This is a genomic window from Acinetobacter sp. ANC_7503 (assembly GCF_056780035.1).
The window spans coordinates 378,611-404,120 of record NZ_JBWYJA010000001.1 but is presented as its reverse complement, the minus strand read 5'-3'; the positions used below and the strand labels follow the sequence as shown (position 1 = coordinate 404,120).

The following is a 25,510-nucleotide window of genomic DNA, read 5'->3' as shown; positions in this document are numbered from 1 at the left end:
CTTATTCCCCTACAACTGAAGAAGCAGGTTCAGCATTTACATCAGCAGCTACAGCATGACCTTCAGCTTTAGCTGAGTGATCTGCACCGTGGTAGTTTGCCATGTATTTGTTGATAATTGATTCAAACAAGCCTTTTTCAACAGAAGAGTAGTAAGTCACAGGATGAGGATGTGCCTTATATGGACCTTCTTTTTGAGCAATTTCAGCTTGTTGCTTCTCTAGATCGGTTTTAGCGTTACGAACCATCGCAGCGATTTGTTTCTCTGAACGGTTACCATCACGCAAGGTTGCAAATTCAGCTTGGTCTAAAACTGTTTTTTGAACAGCTTCAGGGTTAATTGAAGTACCGTTACCAGCTTTTACTGCAGACACCCATTCAGCGAACTTAGCTTCTGAAACAGAATGAGCTTGGAAGCGCATTTGTGTGAAACCATAGCCTGAATAGTTCGAAGAGAAACCACGGTATACACCTTCATTATCCGCAAGGACATGAAGTTGAGTTTGCATACCCGCCATTGCATAAATCTGACCAGCTAACTGAGGAATGAAGAAAGAGTTCATTGTGAAGTTAGAGGTGATATTGAAATTAATCGGAGTTTTTTCTGGGAAACGAACTTCGTTAACTGTTGCAATTTCTTGTTCAGGGTAAACAAAAACCCATTTGAACTGTTCAGCAATAACTTGAATAGTTAAATGCGATTTCTCTGATTCTAGCGGACGATAAGGGTCATACTTGTGTGAGCCCCACCATGTTAAATACGCTAAAATACCAATAATAATACACGGGATACCCCACACTACGATTTCAATAATAGTAGAGTGCGCCCATGTAGGTTTATAGTCTGCATCTTTATTTGACGCACGATATTTCCAACTAAACCATAAAGCCATCAATGCTGATGGAATTACTACCAATAGCATGAGGTAGATCGCAGTCATCATAAGATCAGACTGACCTTGTGCTACTGGACCTTTTGAGTTTAGAAGTACTATATCACCGCCACACCCTGTTAAGAGCACGGCAAGCGTTGATAAAGACAATACAGCTAAAATTGTTTGTCTCATTTTACAACCTCGGTGAAGAGTCCCATTCCCTAATAAAATTATGGGATAGCGATTATAGTGTCACATGATTGAAAAACAGAAAATGACATTTACTGAATTTCAGTCATATGACACCGCTACGTTGTAGGGCATTATGCCCTATAACGACCAACTAAGCTATATGTAAAGTGCCTTTAAATATAAGGATTAAACCCAATTTGTTTGGTCGGAATTGGTTGAAGAATTAATTACTTTTGGTATGAAAACAGAGGCAAAACAAAGGGGAGCATTTGCTCCCCTAAGATAAAAATTATCGTTTTATGACTTTAGTCTTTGCTAATTTATCGTGCAAAGTTTGTCTTTTTTGACTTAGACCGAAGGCATGATCAATGATGGTAATGAATGGCATAAAGAGTAAATTCAATACAATAAAAATCACACTACGCAATGTGAATGCGCGCATTAAGTTTACTTGCTGTCCATTTTCAGCATCAACAATTTGAATTTTTGCTACTTTTTTTCCTAAACTCTGACCACTTTTCGCAATTAAAAATGCTTGAGCAGCTAGCATTAATACAATGTAAACCAACATTGCTTGCCAAGCTTCCATTGGAATCAGTGTAAATAACTGTTCCTGTAATTTGATTGCTTGATCTGATGAGCTAGCATTCTGCATTTTTTGCTGAAGTTCAGTCAATTGAGCAACTTGTTCTTCCTGCATAAAGAACGAAGGAATCACCATGGCAGGCAACCAAAGCGCCAGATCAACGAGTTTAGCTAAAAATCGAGATCCAATTGAGGCAAGTTCTTGCTGAGCAGTATTTTTTTGAATATTTACATTCGCAATTGAAGGATTTGAATAGCTTTGTTGTACTGGTGGAGTCGGTTGATAGCCTTCAGGTTGGTAATATAATTTTCCTTGAGTGAGTTCACCTAAAGCTTTCCATTCAGTCATACCTTGATGCCAGACCAAGTCTGTGAGTAAAACTTGTTGGCTCGAGAGCATTTGATTTAACTGCTCTACCGTATACGGTCCAGCTTGTTGATTATTTCTCGCCAAGTAAATTTGCATAAACCTAATTTCTCAAAAATTACTAAAAAATAATGGGGTAAAAAAAAGACCCACGAATGGGTCTTTTTTTAACATAGTTTATTAAGCTTGTTTAGTCTTTTCTTCAGATAAGAAGAACCATGTATCTAAAACAGAGTCTGGGTTGAGTGAAACAGATTCGATACCTTGTTCCATTAACCAGCGAGCAAGATCTGGGTGGTCTGATGGTCCTTGGCCACAAATACCCACATATTTGCCTGCTTTACGACATGCGTGAATCGCCATTGAAAGAAGAGCTTTTACTGCTGGATCGCGTTCATCAAATAAATGAGAAACGATGCCTGAGTCACGGTCAAGCCCAAGCGTTAACTGAGTTAAGTCATTTGAACCGATTGAGAAACCATCAAAATGTTCTAAGAATTGTTCAGCAAGTAGGGCATTGGTTGGTAATTCACACATCATGATCACTTTAAGACCATTTTCACCACGTTTTAAGCCATTTGCAGCAAGAAGTTCAATAACACGTTTTGCTTCAGCAACTGTGCGGACGAATGGGATCATGATTTGAATGTTAGTTAGACCCATTTCATCACGAACTTTCTTCAATGCACGGCATTCTAATTCGAAGCAGTCACGGAAGTTGTCAGAAACATAACGGCTCGCACCACGGAAGCCCAACATCGGGTTTTCTTCTTCAGGTTCGTATAACTTACCACCGATTAAGTTCGCGTATTCATTCGATTTGAAGTCTGACATACGTACGATGACAGGTTTATCAGCAAATGCAGCAGCAAGTGTAGAAATACCTTCAACGAGTTTTTCAACGTAGAACTCGATCGGTGAAGAGTAACCTGCAGTACGGGTCATCACAGCTGCACGTGTTTCGCGAGGTAAGCTGTCAATATTGAGTAATGCTTTAGGGTGAACACCAATCATACGGTTGATGATGAACTCTAGACGTGCAAGACCAATACCTTCGTTTGGAATTTGAGCGAAGTCAAATGCACGATCAGGGTTACCAACGTTCATCATGATTTTGAACGGAAGTGTTGGCATAGATTCAATCGAGTTACGTTGAACTTCGAAATCTAAAGCGCCTTCGTAAATGAAACCTGTATCGCCTTCAGCACATGAAACAGTTACTTCTTGACCATCAACAAGAACTTCTGTTGCGTTACCACATCCAACAATCGCTGGAACACCGAGTTCACGTGCAATAATCGCGGCATGACAAGTACGACCACCACGGTTTGTAACGATCGCAGCAGCACGTTTCATAACTGGTTCCCAATCAGGATCGGTCATGTCAGAAACAAGAACGTCGCCATCTTGGACTTTGTCCATCTCTTTGATTGAATTAACAATACGTACTTTACCAGAACCGATACGTTGACCGATTGAGCGACCTTCACAAAGAACTGTACCTTTTTGTTTTAATAGGTAGCGTTCCATTGTGCCGACATTCTCACGGCTTTTCACAGTTTCAGGACGTGCTTGAACAATGTAAATTTGACCGTCATCACCGTCTTTCGCCCATTCGATATCCATTGGCGCACCATAGTGTTGCTCAATGATTAACGCCTGCTTGGCAAGTTCTTGTAATTCTTGATCATTTAAAGCAAATTGTTGGCGCTCAGTTTTTTCAACATCCACAACAACAACTGATTTACCTGCAGAGCCTTCTTCACCGTAGATCATTTTTTGGTGCTTAGAGCCAAGGTTACGACGCAATACTGCGTGTTTACCCGCATTTAAAAGTGGCTTAGATAAATAGAATTCATCAGGGTTTACAGCGCCTTGAACGACCATTTCACCTAAACCGTAAGATGCAGTAATAAATACAACGTCACGGAAACCAGATTCAGTGTCCAGTGTAAACATTACACCAGCAGCACCAGTCTCTGAACGAACCATACGTTGCACACCAGCAGAAAGAGCAACGATGTCATGATCGAAGTTTTGGTGTACACGGTAAGCGATTGCGCGGTCGTTATAAAGTGAAGCAAAAACTTCTTTAATCGCGATTAAGACGTTATCAATACCGCGGATGTTTAGGAAAGTCTCTTGTTGTCCTGCAAAAGATGCGTCTGGTAAATCTTCTGCAGTCGCAGATGAACGAACGGCAACCGCGATCTCAGGGTTGCCGTTAGAAAGAGTTGCGAATGCATCACGAACTTCTTTTTCAAGTGCTGGAGTAAGCGGAGTATCAACGATCCATTGACGGATTTTAGCACCAGTTTCAGCAAGTGCATTTACGTCGTCAACATTGAGTTGTTTGAGCTCGGCTGAAATTTTGGCATTTAGACCACTTTGCTCAAGGAATTCACGGTAAGCTGCAGCAGTTGTTGCAAAACCACCTGGAACTGATACACCAGCATTTGCTAAATGGCTGATCATTTCGCCTAGAGATGAGTTTTTACCGCCCACGATTTCTACGTCGTGTTTACCTAATTTTTCCAGACCGATTACGCGTGCTTCCAAAGTTGTTACTCCACTTTTGCAGTATTAATCACTATCTTGGCATGATATTTTTCTGTGAAAACTTAGCAAACTTTCATTACTAAGCGACAGTCATGTAAGATCGGTTTACTATAAAGATTATATAGTACTTAGACAAATATTTGAGGATTAATTTAATGGCAGAAAGTAAAGATATTAAACGAAGTGTTTTTTTTATTTCCGATGGTACTGCCATTACGGCTGAAACACTCGGGCATTCTTTATTGGCTCAATTTCCTCATGTCGATTTTGATATTCATATCATTCCGTATATCACTACAGAAGAAGCTGCAATGAACGTCGTTGCAGAGATTAACGCGCGCGCAGAGTCTGATGGCCAACAACCTCTTGTCTTTGATACTCTTGTGGATCCCTATGTTCGGGATATCATCAATACGGCAAATGCGGTTAATTTAGATGTGTTTGAAGGGTTAATTAGTAAGCTATCTGAGGTGCTTGGAACAGCCCCTACAACTTTAGTCGGACAAACACATGCTGTGACTGATTCTGAGTCTTATAAGGCACGTATTGATGCTGTACATTTCGCGCTGGATAATGATGATGGCGCACGTACAAGACACTATGATAAAGCGGATTTAATTTTGATTGGAGTTTCGCGTTCTGGTAAAACACCGACCTCAATTTATTTGTCATTACAATTTGGTATTCGAGTTGCGAACTATCCGTTAACTGAAGAAGATTTGGATGACAACCGTTTGCCAGCAGTTTTACGTCCACATAAGCATAAATTGTTTGGATTAATGATTGACGCTGATCGTTTGGTGGCAATTCGATCTGAACGCAAAGCCAACAGTCGTTATGCAAGTTTTAGCCAATGCCAGATGGAATTGCGTGCAATCGAAGGTATTTATATTTCTGAAGGGATTAAATATCTAAATGTTTCAGAAATGTCGATCGAAGAAATTTCAACACGAGTATTGCAAATGACTGGCTTAAAACGTCGAATTGGTTAAATCGGTAAATCTAATTAAAAAAAAGAAGCACTAGCTGTGCTTCTTTTTTATTAAGAGATTAATCGTCATAAATACTCATAAAATTCAAAAATTATATAATTCAAGTGTCTATAATTTCATCATAAAATGTAATTTAGATTCGCATTTATCTACAAAATGATAATCGCTATTCGTAGGTTGTAATAATAATATCTACTAAGTGTTCGATTCCTTCCATACTTTGAACGGCATTTTCAGTAATTTTCACGACTGGCCATGTGATCAATTTACAGTTATCTCGCTGTAAGGCGTTGTAATAATGATCGGATTTAAAAAATATTTTTTGCGACGAAGCTGGATTTGGCATCAATTGTCTTTTTAACCAAGTATCTGAAATCTGGGAATCTAAATATCGTATTGCCAAAGTCGTCTTAATTCGCTGATTAAATAATCGTTTATTTTTAGCGATGAGGGGATGAGCAATAATTTTTTGAATTCCTTTTTCAGTGTGTGGCAAAACGAAATGAGGTGTCATTTGAAATACTTTGACGAATAGCGCATTTTGACAAACCACATCTAAATGTGAAACTGACATTTGATTGGCACCAATAATCGCGACCTTTAATCCTGAAAAATCGGTTTGTTTGATGTCCTCAGCTGAGATAATTTTTCCTTTAAAGTTGGAAAAATACTCAGCTTCATTATGAAAGAACGAATCCGTGTGGGCTTTATTCCTTTTTTTCATTTCTGTACCTAATTATTGTTTTAGTGGGTTGCTTTTGGTTCTGCAGTTAATTCATATATCCAAGATGGGATTTTAGGTAAAGATTTTTCTGGAATCTTATCAGTCATTTTTACCATGGTGTCGACAGGGATATGAAACCATTTATTACGTCGGTTCATGGCACTTCGTGCATGGAAGTTAATAATTTGATACCAAGGATTACGACGACCTTCTGCAGTACGTCCACCTATTCGAGCAAATTTGTGCATCGCTGCATAAAGCTTTTCTTCTGGCAGACCGAGTTTAATCACATTATCACGCATTTTATTAATGAGTGGTAAGTAGGCAAGAATACCAAGTAATAAACGTGGATCTACAACTCGCGCTGCCATTTTAGAAAGCTCAATAAAGGTTTTATTGTAGCCTTGATCTTCCATGACACTAAATCCAACACCTAAATGACGAGCTTCATCACCATTAATCAGTTCAAAAGCTTGATGACAAACTGGGTCTTCTACAGTATCCAATAGGAATGTACAAAGTGCGCCATCAAGAGCGACTTCCAGCATCGGAATGACAGCACCTAGAATATAGAAGGGCATTTCATCAGCATAAGTGTCGAGCCATTCGATGATCAGTCTTAAATTTTTATTGGGTTTAGGAATATCGCCTTCAAGCATACCCCATCTTTTCATCAGTGCCATTTCGGCATTGGCGTGACGCTGTTCCTCAGCGTGGAAAATGGCATACATTTCGCGAAGTGTATCTGTCGGTGCTTTTTTTGACATCGCAGAAAATGCACGAGCACCTACATGTTCGATCCACATTAGATCAGCCATAAAATCTTTAAGCTTGGGCCACTGTTCTGCGGTGACTAATTCTTTGCCAGGAGCATCCCAGTCAATATCCGAGAGTGTCCATTGAGTATGTTTTACTTTATCCAACATTTTTTCTAAGTCGATAGAGGCCATGTTATACATCCGTATTTATTTTTTAATCATGAAATTTTATCGCTTAAAAATGTGATGTGTTTTGCAGAAGTGCTTATTTTAGTTTGATATAAAATGCCAAATTTTAAGTATTTGATTGTGCATAATTAATATTGTTGGTTACAAGAATTTTTTTATTGGAATAGTCTTTTAGGGACATTTGATGTCATTCATTGCCAATAGTTGTTTGACAAACTCAAGAAATGAAAGAGTAATTAATTATAGATTTGAAATCAAAACCATTACTCAATCATTTCAGGATTTTTTTGATCTAAGCATTTTGCTTAATTTGCATTAAATACTCAAAGTTTTGAATGCGTTTGTCTGTATCGTAGATATCACAGGTAAAAATAAACTCATCTACATCATAAGGCACCAGTAGTTGTTCAAGACCTTGTTTCACTGTTTCTGGTGATCCGATTTGAGCCATTGCGTAAAAATTGTCAACTGACATCTTTTCTGGAGCAGACCAAATTCCATCCATTGATTTAACTGGAGGTTTGAGTTTTAAGCTTTGCCCACGCATTAAGCCTAATACACGTTGATAAGCGCTAGTAGCCAAGTATTCAGCTTCTTCATCAGTGTCAGCTACAACAGTTGGAACGCCCATTGATACATAAGGACGATCCAAATATTCAGAAGGTTCGAAGTTTTCTCTGTAAAGTTGAATCGCTTGACCCAGCATGCGAGGGGCAAAGTGAGAGGCAAAAGAATAAGGTAAGCCAAGTTTTGCTGACAATTGTGCGCTAAATAAGCTAGAACCTAACAGCCATACTGGAACATGTGTTCCTTGACCTGGTGTCGCTTTGATTCTTTGATGTGGCGATGGATCTCCCAAATAGCTCAAAATCTCGAGCACGTCTTGTGGAAATTGATCTTCAGTCTCTTGACGACCTCGGCGTAAGGCACGCATGGTCAATTGATCTGTACCTGGTGCGCGTCCTAGTCCGAGCTCAACTCGATCAGGATAAAGCGTTGCTAGTGTTCCAAATTGTTCTGCTACAACAAGTGGTGCATGATTAGGCAGCATGATTCCGCCAGAACCTACTTTTAAAGAGGAGGTGTTAGCAAGGATATAGCCTAATAACACAGCTGTAGCTGAGCTAGCGATACCATCCATATTATGGTGTTCTGCAAGCCACAGTCGTTTAAAACCTAATTGTTCGATTTTTTGTGCTAACTCCAAAGCATGCTGTAGTGAAAAAGCAATCGTTTTATCATCACGTACAGGAGCGAGTTCCAGTACTGAAAACTCGATATCTTTTAAGCTTCGCATAACTTTCTACTCTTTTGAACACTCATAAAGATGTTAATACGAACTTGAGTATTTGTATATTGAAAAAAAACGATATAAGTGTAAATAAAAAAGCGCTCTAAGTTGAGCGCTTGAATTCTAAGAGTTTGGAATTAGCGTTTACCGTTTTTATACCAGCCTAAATGACGACCATTGTCACTTCTGTAATTACGGTCATTATAACGATAGTTTGAATTGCGATAACCGCTTTCACGGCGATCATAACGATCTCTATAGTCATCTTCGCGACGATCTTCAGCCACTTTTTTACCTAAAACTGAACCACCAGCTGAACCTAATGCAGCCCCAGCATAACCCGCATTTGTTCCGCCCATATTATTACCAACGGTGTAACCACCAGCACCACCTAATGCAGCACCAATTGCAGCAGCATTACGATCTTTTTTGTTCGCTGATGCAGCTGCGCCACCAGCACCACCAATCGCTGATCCGATCATTGCTCCAGTCGAGCCACCCATTTGTTGACCAATCGCAGCACCAACGACTCCACCTAAAGCAGATGTGAGGGCAACTCTAGACGAACTATCAGCATAAACAGTTGTTGTACTCAAGACCGCAGTTGCGATCGCAGCAGCAAATAACTTTGAATTGAATTTCATGGTGAACTCCTTGTCGAAGTCTTATATTGGATGGTTTTAATTTAATCCAAATTTCTGCAATCATTTGGGAGAGCAAGTTGCTGGTTTGTATTTTTCTCTCCCTAATTTATCCATAATTAATTTGTTAATAAAAAAAATGCGCCCTAAGGCGCATCGAGGTGAATACAGAGTATTCAAAGGGGAAACTATCAATCAGATTATATTAACGACGGCTATGTTTTTTCTTTTTCCATTTACGATCTTGACGTGAATCATATGCTTTGTCTTTCGCAATTTTATTACCAAGAGCAGCACCACCAGCAGCACCTAAAGCAGAGCCGATATAACCGCCATTGGTTCCACCCATACTATTACCTACGGTATAACCCGCACCGCCACCTAATGCACCTCCAATGGCAGATTCAGTACGGTTACGTTTATTACTAGCAACAGCAGCACCACCCGCACCACCAAGTGCTGCACCTAAAGTTGCACCTGTTGTGCCACCCATGTTTTTACCAATTGCTGTACCTGCTACACTACCTAAAGCACTCGCAGCAGCGACACGCGCTGTACTGTCTGCATGTGCAGATACCGTGAACATTGATGCAGTGGCTAAGGTGGCTGACATTAATAGGGTATTTAATTTCATGTGTGACTCCATGTCCTTGTTCGTGGACGAGTAATAATTCGTTGAGCACAATGTAACAAGAAGTGAAGCGCTAAATATGTAGAAGTTAACCTAGAGTTTTACGTTTTGGTTGCACAATGTTGTTTTTATATTACAACTAATCATTCAATATGCATTATTGCGCTGATTAAGAAGAAACTATGGAGAGTTGATTCAGTAAACAGTTTTTAAACTTGGCAGTTATGGAGCTAATTTTTGATTATCCATTAATTGGGTGTGACAAGGATTTAAAAAATGGTTTTGCAATGTCATTCTATATAAATATGTTAATTGAATGTCAGAGTCGTTAAACTACCCGCAATTTTAGAAATATTAATTTAAGGCAGTCCTTAAGTTAATCCAGTATTAGAGATTTTATTTAACATGAAAGAATCGTTACGTTTACGATTAGACCAACTTTGTGATCGTCATGAAGAATTAGAAGCACTATTGGCTGATGTTGAAGTCATTTCCGACAATAAGCGTTTCCGTAATTTGTCACGTGAACACAATGATTTGACTGAAATCACCACTGTTTGGAAAAAATATACCCAAGCGGAAGAAGATATTGTAACGGCTGAAGCAATGTTGTCAGATCCTGACTTTAAGGAAATGGCTCAAGAAGAAATTAAAGAAAATAAAGCTTTAATTGAATCTTTAGAGGCAGAATTGAATATTCTGATGATTCCGAAAGATCCAAATGATGCGAACTCTGCATATCTGGAAGTACGTGCAGGGACAGGTGGCGATGAAGCTGCGATTTTCTCTGGTGATTTATTCCGTATGTACAGTAAATATGCTGAATCACAGGGTTGGCGTGTCGAAATCCTTTCTGAAAATGAAGGTGAACATGGCGGTTACAAAGAAATTATTTGTTTAATTAATGGTGAAGGTGTTTACGGACGCTTAAAATTTGAAAGCGGTGCTCATCGGGTTCAGCGCGTTCCTACAACTGAATCACAGGGGCGAGTTCATACTTCAGCTTGTACCGTTGCAATTCTTCCTGAAATTGATGTTGATACGACTGTAGATATTAACCCTTCAGACTTGCGTATTGATACTTATCGTGCATCTGGGGCGGGTGGTCAGCACGTCAATAAAACGGATTCTGCTGTACGAATCACGCATATTCCGACAGGTACTGTTGTTGAATGTCAGGAAGAGCGTTCACAACATAAGAACAAAGCAAAGGCAATGGCATTATTGGCATCTCGTCTTGAGAATGCTAAACGTGCAGCAGCTGATGCTGCGACATCTGAAATGCGCCGTGATTTGGTGGGTTCAGGTGATCGTTCAGAACGTATTCGTACCTATAATTATCCTCAGGGTCGTATGACTGATCATCGTATTAACTTAACTTTATATAAGTTGGATGCAGTGATGGAGGGAGATTTGACTGAGCTTTTAGATAGCTTACATCGTGAATATCAAGCGGATCAATTGGCAATGCTTGCACAGCAGAATGGTGGTTAATGAACATTCAACAAGCGCTTGCACTGCGAGGTGAGCCTGAAAGTTATGAGCGTCAAGAAAATGCTTGGTTGCTCGAACATATCACTAAAATCGATTCATTCGATTTGGTGATGAAGAAGGATAAAGAGCTCACTGCAGAACAAGAGCAGGCGTATCGAGAGGCGATTGCTCGGATTGAAGCAGGTGAGCCTTTAGCTTATGTCACAGGTTCGCAACCTTTTTGGACATTGGACTTAAAAGTGACGTCCGATACTTTGGTGCCTAGACCGGACACCGAAGTTTTGGTGGAGACAGTTTTAAAGTTAGAGTTGCCTGAGGATGCGCGCGTTGTAGATTTAGGAACTGGGACAGGCGCCATTGCATTGTCACTCGCTTCAGAACGTCCTAATTGGTCTTTAACAGCAACTGATATTTATGAGCCTACATTGGAAGTCGCTAAATTTAATGCTGAGCAACATGACTTAGATCAGGTTCAATTTGTACTAGGCAGTTGGTTAAAACCGTTTGGGCGTCAATTTTTTGATGTCATTGTATCTAATCCGCCTTATATTGATCCAGCAGATGAACATATGCACAATTTGGCGACCGAGCCTCAACGTGCATTAATCTCTGATAAAAAAGGTTTAGCTGATCTTGAGCAAATTATTTTGCAAGCCAAGAAGCATCTGACTGTTGAAGGTTGGGTGGTACTTGAACATGGATATAATCAAGCAGACGCTGTTCAGCATCTATTCCGTCAAGCAGGGTATAAGAAAGTGAGAACCGTTAAAGATTATGGTGGTAACGATCGCGTGACTTTAGCACAATGGCCTCATTAGAAATAAAAAAGCGACTTTAGGTCGCTTTTTTATTGATTCATCTTTTGATGACATCACGCCATAACAATAATTTTGATTCAAATACTTTCATTATGGTATCCGTGATTTTTCCCAATATTGCCAATAAAATAATAGCAATGATCACAATATCTGGACGCGATGTTTCACGTCCATCACTTAATAAATATCCAATACCTTGCGTTGCTGCAATGAGTTCAGCGGCAATCATGAACATCCAAGCTAAACTCAAACTATTGCGCAAGCCTGTAAGGATAGATGGAGAAGCTGCGGGTAAAACGATTTGATAGATTTGTTGCCAGCGATTCAGTCTATACACTTGAGCCAACTCAATCAATTTTCGGTCGACACCATGAATACCAGCCACAGTATTGGTATAGGTTGGAAAAAAAGCACCAATCGCAATAAGGGTGATTTTTGAGGATTCATCAATACCAAGCCATAACAAAAGGAGAGGAATCCACGCAAGACTAGGAATTGACTTAATTGCAGAAAAGGTCGGTTCAATAAACTCTTCTGCATGGTGATTGAGTCCTACCAAAACTGCAAAAAATAGTGCTAAGCCACTACCAATAGCAAACCCTAAAAACACTCGCCATGTACTTGCCCAAATATGTTGACCTAAATCATTCTTAGCAAGTTCTTGCAGGGAAACTAATAAGCTACTTGGTGCAGGTAGCAGATAAGGTTCAACTACACCACCTCGAACCAAAATTTCACACAGCAATACCAGTAATACAGGGAGGAAAATACCTTTCAACCATTTATTCCCTTTTGTCGACAGTTGTGAATGGACATCGATATTCCGATGTTCAATCGCTTTTTCACTGATCGCCATTATTTTGTCACCACTTTTTGAGCGAATGAGGCATTAAATAACTGTTGAACAACTTGATTTACATTTGTTCCTTTACGAACTAAGTCTTCTTCAGTCAAGATTTTGCCGGATTTTTGTAGTGCATTAATGTGTTGGGCTGTAGGAATGTTTTGATTAAAGTCAGTACGCTGAAGCTGAAGTTTTGCAACCTCTAAAGGTAGTTTAGCTTCAGTGGCGAGTAACTGCGCCAGTTTATCTGGATTGGCTTTTGCCCATTTACGTGCTTGCTCATACGCTTTAATTACGGCTTCAATTGCTTCTGGGCTAGATTGAGTAAATGGCTCTTTGACGCTTAACACGCTATAACTATTAAAGCCTACATTACGATAAAGCAGTTTTGCACCCGACTGAACTTGAGCTGATGCCATCAAAGGGTCTAAGCCAGCCCAAGCATCCACTTGCTTACGCTCTAACGCCGTTTTGCCATCTGGATGTTGCAAATGAACAAGCTGTACATCTTTTTTATTCAATCCAACGGTATCTAAAGCTTGTAGCGTGAATAAAAATGGGTCAGTTCCTTTTGTTGCGGCAATTTTTTTACCTTTTAGATCTTTTAAGGATTTAATCGGGGAGTCTTTTGGCACGACTAAAGCTGTCCATTCAGGTTGGCTTTGGATATAAACTGTTTTAACAGGGCTACCATTGGCACGACTTAATACAGCGGCAAGACCAGCAGTTGAAGCAAAATCAACACTGCCGCTATTGAGATATTCTAAGGAGCGATTACTGCCTTGACTAAATATCCATTTGATTTTGGTATTGGGTAAAGCCTTTTCTAATAGCTTTTGATTTTTAACCACTAAGCTCGTAGGAGCATAATAGGCATAATCCAGTTTAATTTCCTTAGGAAGTGCGGCATTGGCTCCACTATGAACAACAATAATTGCTAAACCCAATAGACCTAATTTCAATGGAGATATTGATTTTTTCACTAAAGTACCTGATTTAATTCGCTAAATTTTCGATATAAATAGCCTTTCAGGTGATTTGTGACAAAAAAGAAAATGAGATATTAAAAGAATAAATTTTGATAAAGTTAAAATTATGAGTTAACACATTGAAATCAAATCAATATTTTATAAATATTGTGGTTTTGTGAAAATATAGTGATTTATCAGAACTTTATATGAATTAGTGCAATGAGATGAAGGTCACATAATTTAATATAATAAGACTAATAGAGAAAATGAGACCAAACCCTATGAGTTTGATCTCAACACTCAGATTATACGAAATACTCAGTTGAAATATCGCTCACTTCAAGAAGCTCTAATGAGTCTGACTCCAAAGCCAAGCATAGGGCCACTACTTTTAAAGTGTCCGAAATTTTCGAAGCATCTTTTAACGCAATGCCAGATTTCAGTTCATTAAGACGTTCAGTTGAAATATCTAACGCAAGTGCAGTCTCACTTGCATCTTGAGTGTCTAGGAAATGATTGATTGCATTTTTTAAATCTATTTCAGATGCATTCAGAATGCTCATTTGAAGCTGCTCTGAAATTCGATCTGCATCTTGGTTAAGTGAATGGGGGAAAGTTTGAGCAAAATTTTGCTTTAAGACATCGATCATTTTAAACATGATTGAACCTTTAGGAGATATGGCAAACTGCCGAAATGAATAAGATTAAAATAGTCTAAATATTAGCCGAATTCAAAAGAATAACGATGACTGTATGACTTTTAAATCATGTCAATAAAGCAAACTCAACTGTAATGTGTGATTAATTTTTATATAAAATAAATATTAAATTATAACTATTTTGAATTTTTTATACCAATTGGTCACTGAATAAATTGAATCCGTATTAGAGGAGGATTACCCTAAAGCCAACTTAAAACTAAAAAAAGGATAATGAGATTTATGATTATTCAAGGAAAAGTGATTGTTATTACAGGTGGCGCTTCTGGGTTAGGTGCGGCGACAGCAGCTTATCTTCAACAGCAGGGTGCTCGTGTGGTAATTGTTGATATGAATGCATGTTTGGGCGAGCAAACGGGTCAAGAAATTGGTGCAGAATTTATTCAACTAGATGTAACTGATGAAAAAGCAGTTGAATCATTCTTTGCACACATACAAGAAAAATATGGACAATTAAATGGTTTAATCAACTGTGCTGGTATTGCACCATCAGCTAAAGTGCTTGGTCGTGATGGCATACATGCCTTAGATATGTTCCAAACAGTGCTGAATATCAACGTCAGTGGAACCTTTAATATGTTGCGCTATGCTGCGCAATTAATGTCACAGTATGCGCTTTCAGGGGAAGAGGAAGAACGCGGTGTCATTGTGAACACAGCTTCAGTTGCTGCTTTTGATGGTCAAATTGGTCAGGCTGCATATTCTGCATCTAAGGGCGCTGTTGTTGGTATGACTTTACCATTGGCGCGTGAGTTAGCACGTGAAAAGATCCGTGTTATGACTATTGCGCCAGGAATCATGGAAACCCCAATGCTTAAAGGTCTTCCGCAAAATGTGCAGGATGCATTGGGACAGATGGTTCCATTCCCACCACGTTTAGCTAAACCTGAAGAATTTGCGAAACTGGTTGGACATATCTTTGAAAATTCGTATTTAAATGGTGAAGTGATTCGATTGGATGGCGCAATTCGTATGGCGCCAAAATAATATATGAAAATCAGTTTAGTCTTCACTTAAATAGACGACTAAACTGATCTCAGATGCTTTATGGTGTAATCGCCGGACGAGCTACATTACGATACTTCTCAAGTAATGCATCAAGGCGGGCTACGGTTTCAATATCCGTCATACCATCATATTTTTCAGGATAAAAATGCATTTGGAATGCGGATACAACATTTTGAGTGACTTGATCATATTGACCAGTGACAGGAATGTTATATCCGTATAATGCCAATTTGCTTTGTAACGAAGCAATATCATTCTTCCAAGGATGATAGGTACGATAATAATTTACAGTGTCGTTATCGTACCAAGCACCGATGTTATAGTCTTCATATAAACGTTTCCAAGGAAATAGCGGACCTGGATCAAATTTACGACCTGGAGAAATATCACTGTGCCCCAAAATTCGGTCGGGTCTGATCTCGTATTTTTTAGTCATTTTTAAAATAATATCTGCAAGGACTTCGATTTGTTGTTTTGATGAAAATGGATACCATCGACGTTGCATCAAAGGGAGTTGTTCATCGTCAGCAGGGAAACCGAGATTTTCAATTTCAATGCCGATACTTGAGGCATTCAAACTACTGTTGGTCTGCCAAGAACTCGTGCCAGCATGCCAAGCTCTTTTATCATCAGGCACAAGACGGTACACAGTAAATTTACCATTGGTTGGTAATTCGGGTACAAAATAGTGACTACTGGCAGGGAAATTAGGATCTTTAAACAAAGCCAATGTTTCGTCTTTAGATACTGCTGTGTAGTGCAGAATCAAGAACATTTGTCGATTGTCTTGATTGGGTGAAGTATTCTCTTCGTCCAGATCATAAAGCGTGCTTTCTATATATTCTGGCTGGGTATCCGAACCTTGATTGACGTATGTAATGTTGGTGATCTTTTCATCTTTACATGCCGTCAGGAATAAACTCGAAACTAATAATGTAGCGAGTGCAAAAAATTTTTTATTCATAAGTATGACTGTCATTTATTGAAGTTAGATGTTTTTAAAATCAATTGCTAGTGAAGCAATTATTGAGATTATGTTTATTAGTAGTAAAAAATAAAATAAGAAAAATTAAACAAACCTATTCGAATTGTAACAATAAGGTACAGATCTTCTAGGGTAAAAATTATCTTCACAATTGTATGAATAGACTGCTTATTTATTCGGTATCATGGGCTTATACAAGCATGTAATCAGGGTGTTTAGGTGAGTGATAGCATTGAACTGAGTGATGTTGAGCTACAGTTGTACGCAAGACAAATATTACTAGAGGATTGGGATATTGATGCACAAGAAAGATTAAAGCTGTCCAATGTGCTCATTATTGGTTGTGGTGGAATAGGGTGTTTGACTGCAGAGTTATTGGCGAGAGCAGGCGTAGGTAAATTGACACTCATCGATGCTGATACTGTAGAAATCAGTAATTTACAGCGACAAATTGCCTTTGATCATCATGATGTGGGTTTTTACAAAGCTGAAGTGTTAGCAAAGAAAATTTCTCAAATTAATCCTTATATTAAGATCGAATACATCACTTCAAAAATTGATTTTAATAATGCTGCCGCACTGATTACACATCAAGATCTTGTGTTAGATGGTTGTGATAATTTTGAAACCCGTTATTTGGTCAATCAAATCTGTAAGGATGCAAATGTTCCACTCATTAGTGCATCTGCGATTGGTTTGCAGGGGCAGTTATTTATGGTGGATGGTGAATCAGCATGTTATGAATGTCTTTTTCCTAAAGAAGATCATGCAGATGAGAGTTTAAGGTGTGCAGATTCAGGAGTTTTAGCAACAACTCCTAACCTGATGGCAAGTATGCAAGCACATCATGCGCTATTATATCTGGGGTTAAATTTAACACCATTAAAACAGAAGATCCTTCTATGGAATGGAAGGAACATGCAACAGCGAATTTTGAATTTTGACAAGGATAAAGAATGTCAAATCTGTCACATCAGTCAATCCGCAAAGACAATTTAATTTGCTACACTCAACATATCGAAATTTAATATCGACATTATGAAAAATAATATTTGGTTAGATGGTTTACGCTCAGTGGCCCGTGTAGGTGAAACTGCGGTCATTGCTGCGCGAGCAGGGATTAAATACGCGACAGAAAAACCGAGTAATGCGAAATTAATGCGCGAAACTTTCGAGTCACTTGGTTCAACGTATATTAAGTTGGGACAGTTTATTGCCAGTACGCCTTCATTATTTCCACGTGAATATGTTGAGGAATTTCAAGGGTGTTTAGATCAGACACCTAAACTCCCATTTAGCTATATTGAAAGTGTTTTGAATGCTGAGTTTGACGGTCGCGATTTAGGTGAAATTTTCGCATCTATTGATGAAACGCCATTAGCTTCTGCTTCGATCGCACAAGTGCATGCTGCTAAATTGGTGAGCGGCGAAGATGTCGTGATCAAAGTCCAAAAACCTGGTGTTGAAACTATCCTTTATACGGATTTAAATGTCCTACATTGGGCGACCAAGATTCTAGAGAAGGCAGTTCCTAAAGTAAAATTTGCTTCACTTGCGGATATTGTTGAAGAAATCAAAACACGTATGGTTCGTGAAGTTGATTTTATTGAAGAAGCAAAAAATATTGATGATTTTGTTAATTATCTGCACATTACTCAAAATACTAAAGCGACTGCACCAAAGGTATATCATCAATATTCAACACGTCGTGTCCTGACAATGCAGCGTCTTTATGGCGTGCCGTTGACGGATTTCGATGTGGTTCGTCAAGTTTCTAAAGACCCATCACAGGTTTTGATTACTGCCATGAACACATGGTTTGGTAGTTTGATGATGTGTGAAAGTTTCCACGCAGATTTACATGCTGGCAACCTCATGCTTTTGGATGATGGTCGCATTGGATTCATTGATTTTGGTATTGTGGGACAATTAAAGCCTGAAGTATGGACTGCATGTATTGCTTTTATGGATGCATTGCAAAATACCAATTATCCATTAATGGCTGAAAATATGCTGAAAATGGGCATGACCAATACGCAAATTGATACAACAGTTTTGGCAAACGATTTAGAACGATTATTCAGTGGCGTGCTCACCGCTGATCCTCAGCAAATTCTGTCATCTAATCCAGCCGACTTAAATGACATCATGATGGATATGGTGGCTGTAGGTGAGCGTCATGGCATCCGTTTCCCACGGGATTTCGCATTGCTGTTTAAACAAATGCTTTATTTTGATCGTTTTATGAGAATTCTTGCGCCGTACACTGATATTTATGCAGATCAGCGCCTACAAATGGTACAAACAATCGATCCTAATCTTTTGTTGAAACATTAAATCTTAAACAAGTGTTAAAATATTAAAGTAAATCCTCAATAGAAGAGGATTTGCTTTTATCGCCTCCCGTCAAGTCTGCTATCACTGTTTGATAGTTTACGAAAAGGTCATGATTGAAGATGGATTCCATATTAATTGAAGGATTGAAAGTTGAAACAGTCATCGGATGTTTTGACTGGGAACGGCAAATCATTCAACCATTATTGCTTGATCTTCATATTGCGACTGATTTAGAGCAGGCATCAAATTCAGATCTTCTCGCTGATACTTTAAATTATGCTGAAATTTGTGAAATCGCGACTCAGACGATTCAAAAAGCTCAACCTGAATTAATTGAATTTGCTGCAAAAATTGTCCTCAAAGCTTTGTTTGACCAATATCCAGCAATTGAGTCTATTCAAATTACTGTGCGTAAGCCTGCCATTATTCCACAAGCCAATTCAGTAGGAATTCGTCTTGAAAGACACCGTAATGATTTACGCGCTAGCATTGGCGAGTAATAGCCAACCGCATAATCATCTGGTGAATGCATTAAAACAAATTGCGTCATTAGGTTGTATTACGCGTTCTCCCATCTATGTCATACCTTGTCGAGATGGTGTTGGACAAGATTATTGGAATGCTGCATGTTTATTAGAATCAAAGCAGCAAGTCAATGAAATTACCAATCTTTTAAAAGCGCTGGAAAAAGCTTCTGGTCGAGTCCGTCCGTCACATGATATTTCTTTGGATGTAGATCTCATTGCATGGGGAAATACGCTCCAAAATATGCAATTTAATCCAAAAAAAATGCCATTAGCCTTAGATGTTAAAATTCCAATGTTTGATATTTGGGAAAATCCATTATTTGAGCATGAAGCGCATCATTTTCCTCAAGTGTCACTAGATGGTTCATTTTCTAAAATAGGATGAGTTTCGCCGAATAGTCCATCGGTAGCATTGATCAAATATGTCTTTGATACGGAAATAGGCTGTCATGTAACAATAATCAGCTTCTTTTAAATGGACTAATTTTTATAATACGCCACTTCAAAATAAATAAGCTCCATATCAAGAAGATGTATAAAATTATTGTGTTAAGCGCAATTTTGGCGTTCCTCTCAGGTTGTGCAACGCTCTCCCCTCAAGAGTGTCGAACTGCTCAATGGTCGGAAATAAGTGAAAAAGATGGAAGCAGTGGTTATTCGAATCGCATTGTTAAACATCAAAAAGCCTGTTCAAAAGTGAATATTGAACCTGATCACAAGTTATATGAAAAAGGTTACCAACTTGGGCTTCGTTCATATTGTCAACCCGAAGTTATTTTCGATGGAGCTTTGGATGGAAGAGGTGGGTATAGGGTTTGTCCATCAGAGTTACATGCCCAATTAGCACCCTTTTATAATGTGGCCGATCAGTACTATCGTTCTAAGAAAGACAAAGATGCTAAAGATAAAGAAATTGAAACTTATCGAGACTACTTACTGGATGACAAAATCACCAAAGAAAAGCGGGAAGAGTATCTTAAGAAAATAAAGTCCTTAAAGCAGGATAAATTGTGGTTAGATTTGAATTTCAATCATGCTGAGCGTGAATTAAATAAGTTTAGACGATTCCATCATCTATAAAAAATGCGGCCCATGAGCCGCGTTTTTTTTAAATATAATAACTTGTTTTGGTCATGAGTTTGGATATACCCGTCATTGCGATTTTGACCGCAGCTGGTAATTCCACACCACCTGCATTTAGTGCAGTATCTCGATGCTGAAGTTCATCCTGATTCATCTGTGTCAAAATTTGACGTGAGCGGGCATCATGTGGTGGGAGTTGATCGAGATGGTGTTGCAGATGCAGACTCACTTGACGTTCAGTTTCTGCAACGAAGCCTAAACTGTATTTGTCACCAGCAATACCTGCAATCGCACCCATACCAAAAGAAAGACCATACCATACAGGATTAAGTAGACTTGTATGACTATCTAACTCTTTTAAACGATCTTCACACCATGCTAAATGATCTTGTTCTTCAATCGCGGCATGCTCCATTTCACGACGAACATTAGGCAACTTAGCTGTCAATGCTTGACCGTGATAAAGCGCTTGAGCACAGACTTCACCACTGTGATTAACACGCATGAGTCCAGCAACATGCCTTGCTTCGCTCACTGCGAGATGAGTCTCTGCTTGACTTGCTGGATTTTCACGTTGTGAGGTGGTGGTGCCTGGCACCAAACTACGCAGTGCTTGATCAAATGAATGGATAAATTTATCTAGACCTGTGTAGTGACGCATAACCTTAATCCTCTAAATCAATTTGAGCATTTTTTAACATTGGTTTTAAGCGTGTTAATAACCAAATCGTGTACAGAGCACTCAATATCGCTGTAATACTGAATAGAATCTTAATATCAATACTTAAGATACTTAAAATAATAATGGAGAATATAGCAGAAGACACCATGAATACTGCATTCATAATGTTATTAGCAGCCACTACGCGAGCACGATGTGAACACGGTGAATAGGCTTGCATCATGGCATACAGCGGAACAATATAAAAACCACCACTGATCCCCAATAAAGTAACTGCAATCATCACATGATAATAAATCATACCAGAATTAAACATGTCTGATATGCCAATAAAATCGCCAGTCCTTTCAGGAACAAAGGCTAAACTTGCTGCTAAATAGAAGGCGAAAACGGTTAAGCCTACTGCACCAATAGGCACCATTTTAATATTGACCTCTGAGCCACCAATTTTTCGGCATAACAATGAACCTACACCAATACCTACAGAAAAAAAGGTAAGGAGGAGGCTAACCACATTTTCATTGGCATGCAGATTTTGCTGAGTCATTTGAGGAATTTGGGTTAAATAAGTAGCGCCATAAAACCAATACCAAGAATTACCCAATAAAATGGTAAAGATGAGGGGTAAGCTTTTTGCATAACGTATGGTTTGGAAACTGGTTCGAAAGAAATTCCAATCGACATTGATATGATTTTCACGGACTTTTTGTTTGAGAATGAAGCGACTACAAATATAACCAAGTATCGCGATGGTCACGACCGTCAGGCTGATCCAAACTAAGTTGCCTTCAGAGTTTGAAATCACTACACCACCCAAGATCATCCCCATCAATATTGCAATGGAAGTACCTGACTGGAATAAAGCATTACCTGACATCAATTCATTCGGTTTTAATATTTCAGGGAGAATGGCGTATTTAATCGGTCCGAAGAAGGTACTGTGTGTACCCATGAGGAACAATGCAAATAACAATAGCCATAAATTGCCGAGTAAAAATCCAGCAGTACCAATCAGCATAATCAAGATTTCAAGCAATTTGATATTACGAATCAAGAAAGAGCGTTCGTATTTGTCTGCAATTTGTCCTGCAGTCGCTGAAAAAATGAAGTAAGGTAGAATAAAGAGAAGTGCTGCTAGATTATTCAGTGTGCTTACGCTTGCGGTCTGTTGTTGAATCCAACCATAGGTAATGACGAGCAATAAGGATTGTTTAAAGACATTATCGTTTAAGGCCCCAAAAAATTGAGTCAAAAACATAGGTAAAAAACGGCGCGAACTCAGTAGATGCTCTTGTTTTTGCATGACAATTCAGCTTTTTTAAAAATTATTAAGAAATGTGATGATTTAGTAACAATATCGGAAAATCATGTATCATATTTTCATCCTAAAAATTTCGAAAATACTAGAAATTTGATTCAGTTAGCTTGAGTGAAAAATCCGTATTTTCTATTTAAAATATAAAGTATTCAGAGCGCAGTATGCCATCGAAAACACAATTTAAAAAATCATTACTTTCCCAATGTGTACAGCACACATGGATATCAAATGATATCAATAAATGGTTATATGCAAGTGTTTTTTTAGGTGCGCTTTCTTCACCTGTGTTATTTGCAGCTGACACAGTGGTATCAAGTCAGGAGCTTGAGCCTGCGACATCCGTACAAGCCATCGAAAATAATAAACAAAAAATTGAAAACGTTGCGCAGCAACAGGGATTGTCAAAAGAGAAAATTGAAAGTATTGATCAAAAAATAGATCAGTTGAGTGGGCAAGATGATTTTAATAGTTATGAAATGCTTCAGCAGCAAGAGCAATTGAGTCCACAAGAGCAATTCAAGCCGATAGAATTTGATGATTTGGAGTTGCTGCCTGAGGAGAGTGTGGACCCTCGACTTGCCAATGAAATTTTATCAGTCGCTGAAGAAGCCAAGCAGGAAGCGCAAAATTTCAGATCGGGATTGACGACTCCAGCCATTCAAGTACAAGATCTACCTGCGATTGACATTTCAGAGGCTGAGTTAACAAAAGCGCCAGTCAACATTGATCAGTTGATGCAAAATATTCAGTCTGATCGTCAGATTGAGGTGTCTGAAAATGTGGAAGGACGTTCATTATCCGTTCAAACCCAAGAACCTGAAAATAAAGAACCAGAAAAAGTAAATGTGTTTAAACGCATTTTCTACAAAATACGTCCTCCACGTCTTAATCAGCCCGCTGCTGTGCCACGTATTACCGCAGATGTTACGGGCGCACCAAAACCACTCGCGGACAATATCAAAGCAAAGTTATCATCATTCACTGTTGAGTCATTTTCAGATTTCAATGCTGCCGTCCCGCAACTCCGTAATATGACTGTCCAAGCTGCACAAGCCGTAGGTTATTACGATGCTGAATTTAAGTTTGAAAAAGTCAGTGATAACCGAGTAAGTGTCAATGTCACACCTCATAATCCAGTAGTGGTGCGAGAACAAAATATTGAATTTACTGGGCCTGGGCAGAATCTTGCTCAATTGCAAGTGATTCGAGTGCTTCCTGATTTGGAGGTGGGTGATATTTTCGATCATGGTAAATATGAAGCGACAAAAGCTCGAATCATTGAAGCGGCGAATAACAATGGTTTCTTTGATTATTATTGGCGAATGCACGATGTCATGTTGGCCCGCCCTCAAAATCAAGCAGATATAAATTTGAAGATGGAAACAGGTGAACGTTATAAGCTGGATGATGTGCAGTTTAGAATGAGTGATCCATCAAAAAAATTACCGATTCGTGAAGATATTTTAAGAACCTTAGCTCCTTGGCAAGAAGGTGCAGACTTTACCGCATGGCGTGTAAATGTATTAGCCAACAACTTAACCAATTCACGTTATTTTAACTATAGCCTTGTTGACGCTGTTAAACCTGATCCAATTATTAAGCCGCTTGAACTCGCACCTGATTTGCAGGCTTTAGTGGATGAGCAAAAAATTGATAGAAGTTTATTAACAGGTCAAGAAAAGGCTGAACAACAGGCAAGTTCATCAGAAGAAGTCACGCAGAATGTGGCAGATGAAACTCAATTTGCGGGTGGAAATGAACGTCGTACTTTGCAAGAGCGTAATGATGCTGATAATCAAGCGCAAGCCAAGCAGGAAGAAACTGAGCGTTTACAAGCCTTAGCACGTGAAGAGAAAAAAATCCCTGTCATCGTGACATTGAATGCGGATAAATTAAATAGTGTTGAAGCGGGTATTGGTTATGGTACTGATACAGGTGTACGCTTACGAAGTCAGTACCGCCGTTCTATTGTGAATGATCGTGGTCATTCGTTTGATGCAAACTTAGAGTTGTCACAAGTCAGACAATCAATTGATGGTCGTTATAATATTCCATATAAACACCCATTAAATGATTATGTCAGTCTAGTTGGTGGTTACGAGCGTGAAGATCGTGATGAAATTGGGAATGGATTAAATCTCATCGTGGAATCCGCTGTTGCCGGAGCTGACAGAATTATTAAAGGAGCGCGTCGTGATTGGCAGCATATTTTTGGTGTGCGTTATCGTCTAGATCGTATGACGATTGAAGGTGATATTCCTGAGACACTTGACCCAGATACCAATTGGGATGAAATCCCAGAGTTTGTCGTTGCAACGGGTAATGATGAGCAGCAATCTTTATTACTTGGTTATGAAGCCACTAAAGTCACCAGTGATAATCGATTGAATCCGACTAAAGGATTTAAACAAAACTACAAAATCCAATTGGGGAGTGAGAGCCTGCTATCCGATGCTGATATGGCGATTGTAAATGCGAACTGGAAATTTTTATATTCATTAGGCAGTAACAATGATCATCAATTCATTGGTGGGGCAAACCTCGGTTATATCATCACAGAAGATTTTCAAAAAGTGCCCTATAACTTGAGATTCTTTGAAGGGGGTGACCAAAGTCTACGAGGCTTTGACTATAAGAGTTTGTCCCCTGTGGAATTTGGATATAAAGTCGGAGGTCAAGCGCGTGCGATTGGGACTTTAGAGTACAATTACCAATTTAAAGAAGGCTGGCGCGCCGCGTTATTTAGTGATTTTGGTAATGCTTATGATGAAAAATTTACCAATGATACTGAATATAGCATAGGAGCAGGAATCCGCTGGAACTCTCCAATTGGTCCAATTCGTCTAGATGTGGCATCGGGGATATCTGATCCTGGTAAACCTATTCGTCTACATTTCTTTATCGGGCCGCAACTTTAATAT

Annotated in this window: 23 protein-coding genes and 1 pseudogene; 10 read left to right on the top strand and 14 right to left on the bottom strand. The window is 39.0% G+C overall.

Going from position 1 to position 25,510, the window contains the following annotated elements; all coding sequences use genetic code 11:
- Window position 1 precedes the first annotated feature (1 nt).
- The 3 genes from cyoA to ppsA all read right to left on the bottom strand — a co-directional run bounded on the left by cyoA (window position 2) and on the right by ppsA (window position 4,577).
- Window positions 2-1,066 carry a ubiquinol oxidase subunit II gene (gene cyoA / locus AC1M9M_RS02075; protein ID WP_481595475.1) on the bottom strand — a complete coding sequence of 355 codons (1,065 nt, stop codon included), beginning with the start codon at window positions 1,064-1,066 and terminating at the stop codon, window positions 2-4.
- A gap of 289 nt (window positions 1,067-1,355) precedes the next feature.
- Window positions 1,356-2,117 (bottom strand): RDD family protein, encoded by a 762-nt coding sequence (locus AC1M9M_RS02070; RefSeq protein ID WP_481595474.1) that lies wholly within the window; start codon window positions 2,115-2,117, stop codon window positions 1,356-1,358.
- Window positions 2,118-2,198: 81 nt separating this feature from the next.
- Window positions 2,199-4,577, bottom strand: a complete 2,379-nt coding sequence (gene ppsA / locus AC1M9M_RS02065; RefSeq protein ID WP_035267067.1) for a phosphoenolpyruvate synthase — start codon at window positions 4,575-4,577, stop codon at window positions 2,199-2,201.
- 155 nt (window positions 4,578-4,732) lie between these two features.
- Between ppsA and ppsR the strand changes: the two genes are divergently transcribed.
- Window positions 4,733-5,569: a posphoenolpyruvate synthetase regulatory kinase/phosphorylase PpsR gene (ppsR, locus tag AC1M9M_RS02060; protein ID WP_035267069.1), complete on the top strand. Its 837-nt coding sequence runs from the start codon at window positions 4,733-4,735 to the stop codon at window positions 5,567-5,569.
- A 166-nt stretch (window positions 5,570-5,735) separates the two neighbouring features.
- Here ppsR and AC1M9M_RS02055 read toward each other — a convergent pair whose 3' ends face one another.
- The 5 genes from AC1M9M_RS02055 to AC1M9M_RS02035 form a co-directional block, all read right to left on the bottom strand.
- Window positions 5,736-6,293 carry an NAD(P)/FAD-dependent oxidoreductase gene (locus tag AC1M9M_RS02055; RefSeq protein WP_481595473.1) on the bottom strand — a complete coding sequence of 186 codons (558 nt, stop codon included), beginning with the start codon at window positions 6,291-6,293 and terminating at the stop codon, window positions 5,736-5,738.
- A 20-nt stretch (window positions 6,294-6,313) separates the two neighbouring features.
- Complete coding sequence (locus tag AC1M9M_RS02050; protein ID WP_035267073.1) at window positions 6,314-7,243, bottom strand: hypothetical protein; 930 nt, start codon at window positions 7,241-7,243, stop codon at window positions 6,314-6,316.
- 289 nt (window positions 7,244-7,532) lie between these two features.
- Window positions 7,533-8,537 carry an LLM class flavin-dependent oxidoreductase gene (locus tag AC1M9M_RS02045; RefSeq protein ID WP_481595472.1) on the bottom strand — a complete coding sequence of 335 codons (1,005 nt, stop codon included), beginning with the start codon at window positions 8,535-8,537 and terminating at the stop codon, window positions 7,533-7,535.
- Window positions 8,538-8,668: 131 nt separating this feature from the next.
- Window positions 8,669-9,175, bottom strand: a complete 507-nt coding sequence (locus AC1M9M_RS02040) for a hypothetical protein (protein WP_481595471.1) — start codon at window positions 9,173-9,175, stop codon at window positions 8,669-8,671.
- A 202-nt stretch (window positions 9,176-9,377) separates the two neighbouring features.
- The gene (locus AC1M9M_RS02035; protein WP_092766183.1) at window positions 9,378-9,806 is read right to left on the bottom strand and encodes a glycine zipper domain-containing protein; all 429 of its coding nucleotides are present in this window, start codon (window positions 9,804-9,806) and stop codon (window positions 9,378-9,380) included.
- Between the two features lie 402 nt (window positions 9,807-10,208).
- Here AC1M9M_RS02035 and prfA point away from each other — a divergent pair, with 402 nt between their 5' ends.
- Window positions 10,209-11,297: a peptide chain release factor 1 gene (gene prfA / locus AC1M9M_RS02030; protein WP_481595470.1), complete on the top strand. Its 1,089-nt coding sequence runs from the start codon at window positions 10,209-10,211 to the stop codon at window positions 11,295-11,297.
- On the top strand, window positions 11,297-12,115 hold the full coding sequence (gene prmC, locus AC1M9M_RS02025) for a peptide chain release factor N(5)-glutamine methyltransferase (RefSeq protein WP_481595469.1): 819 nt from the start codon (window positions 11,297-11,299) through the stop codon (window positions 12,113-12,115). The genes prfA and prmC overlap by 1 nt, the downstream gene beginning before the upstream one ends.
- Window positions 12,116-12,152: 37 nt before the next feature.
- On the opposite strand, the pseudogene AC1M9M_RS02020 reads toward prmC, so the two are convergent.
- The 3 genes and pseudogenes from AC1M9M_RS02020 to AC1M9M_RS02010 all read right to left on the bottom strand — a co-directional run.
- Window positions 12,153-12,854 (bottom strand): annotated as a pseudogene (locus AC1M9M_RS02020) (ABC transporter permease); the annotation flags it as partial.
- Between the two features lie 116 nt (window positions 12,855-12,970).
- The gene (locus AC1M9M_RS02015; protein ID WP_481595667.1) at window positions 12,971-13,921 is read right to left on the bottom strand and encodes an aliphatic sulfonate ABC transporter substrate-binding protein; all 951 of its coding nucleotides are present in this window, start codon (window positions 13,919-13,921) and stop codon (window positions 12,971-12,973) included.
- 314 nt (window positions 13,922-14,235) lie between these two features.
- On the bottom strand, window positions 14,236-14,589 hold the full coding sequence (locus AC1M9M_RS02010; RefSeq protein WP_481595468.1) for a hypothetical protein: 354 nt from the start codon (window positions 14,587-14,589) through the stop codon (window positions 14,236-14,238).
- Window positions 14,590-14,871: 282 nt separating this feature from the next.
- Between AC1M9M_RS02010 and AC1M9M_RS02005 the strand changes: the two genes are divergently transcribed.
- On the top strand, window positions 14,872-15,636 hold the full coding sequence (locus tag AC1M9M_RS02005) for a 3-hydroxyacyl-CoA dehydrogenase (protein WP_481595467.1): 765 nt from the start codon (window positions 14,872-14,874) through the stop codon (window positions 15,634-15,636).
- A 58-nt stretch (window positions 15,637-15,694) separates the two neighbouring features.
- On the opposite strand, the gene AC1M9M_RS02000 is transcribed toward AC1M9M_RS02005, so the two are convergent.
- Window positions 15,695-16,621, bottom strand: coding sequence for an N-acetylmuramoyl-L-alanine amidase (locus AC1M9M_RS02000; RefSeq protein WP_481595466.1), 927 nt, complete (start codon window positions 16,619-16,621; stop codon window positions 15,695-15,697).
- A gap of 240 nt (window positions 16,622-16,861) precedes the next feature.
- On the opposite strand from AC1M9M_RS02000, the gene AC1M9M_RS01995 reads away from it, so the two are divergent.
- From AC1M9M_RS01995 to AC1M9M_RS01975, 5 genes are all read left to right on the top strand, one after another.
- Window positions 16,862-17,641, top strand: a complete 780-nt coding sequence (locus AC1M9M_RS01995) for a HesA/MoeB/ThiF family protein (protein WP_481588381.1) — start codon at window positions 16,862-16,864, stop codon at window positions 17,639-17,641.
- Between the two features lie 39 nt (window positions 17,642-17,680).
- On the top strand, window positions 17,681-18,979 hold the full coding sequence (locus AC1M9M_RS01990; protein WP_481586997.1) for an ABC1 kinase family protein: 1,299 nt from the start codon (window positions 17,681-17,683) through the stop codon (window positions 18,977-18,979).
- A gap of 119 nt (window positions 18,980-19,098) precedes the next feature.
- Window positions 19,099-19,479, top strand: coding sequence for a dihydroneopterin aldolase (gene folB / locus AC1M9M_RS01985; protein ID WP_180027650.1), 381 nt, complete (start codon window positions 19,099-19,101; stop codon window positions 19,477-19,479).
- A complete protein-coding gene (locus AC1M9M_RS01980; RefSeq protein WP_373683270.1) occupies window positions 19,436-19,891 on the top strand; it encodes a 2-amino-4-hydroxy-6-hydroxymethyldihydropteridine diphosphokinase in 456 nt (151 codons plus the stop codon). Before folB ends, AC1M9M_RS01980 begins: the two co-directional genes overlap by 44 nt.
- Window positions 19,892-20,037: 146 nt before the next feature.
- Entirely contained in the window at window positions 20,038-20,586 is a 549-nt protein-coding gene (locus tag AC1M9M_RS01975; protein ID WP_481595465.1) for a DUF2799 domain-containing protein, read from the top strand.
- Window positions 20,587-20,614: 28 nt separating this feature from the next.
- Here AC1M9M_RS01975 and coq7 read toward each other — a convergent pair whose 3' ends face one another.
- Both coq7 and AC1M9M_RS01965 read right to left on the bottom strand, forming a co-directional pair.
- Window positions 20,615-21,250: a 2-polyprenyl-3-methyl-6-methoxy-1,4-benzoquinone monooxygenase gene (coq7, locus tag AC1M9M_RS01970; protein ID WP_481591178.1), complete on the bottom strand. Its 636-nt coding sequence runs from the start codon at window positions 21,248-21,250 to the stop codon at window positions 20,615-20,617.
- Window positions 21,251-21,254: 4 nt separating this feature from the next.
- Window positions 21,255-22,574: an MFS transporter gene (locus AC1M9M_RS01965; RefSeq protein WP_481595464.1), complete on the bottom strand. Its 1,320-nt coding sequence runs from the start codon at window positions 22,572-22,574 to the stop codon at window positions 21,255-21,257.
- 176 nt (window positions 22,575-22,750) lie between these two features.
- On the opposite strand from AC1M9M_RS01965, the gene AC1M9M_RS01960 reads away from it, so the two are divergent.
- Complete coding sequence (locus tag AC1M9M_RS01960) at window positions 22,751-25,507, top strand: autotransporter assembly complex protein TamA (protein ID WP_481595463.1); 2,757 nt, start codon at window positions 22,751-22,753, stop codon at window positions 25,505-25,507.
- Window positions 25,508-25,510: the final 3 nt, after the last annotated feature.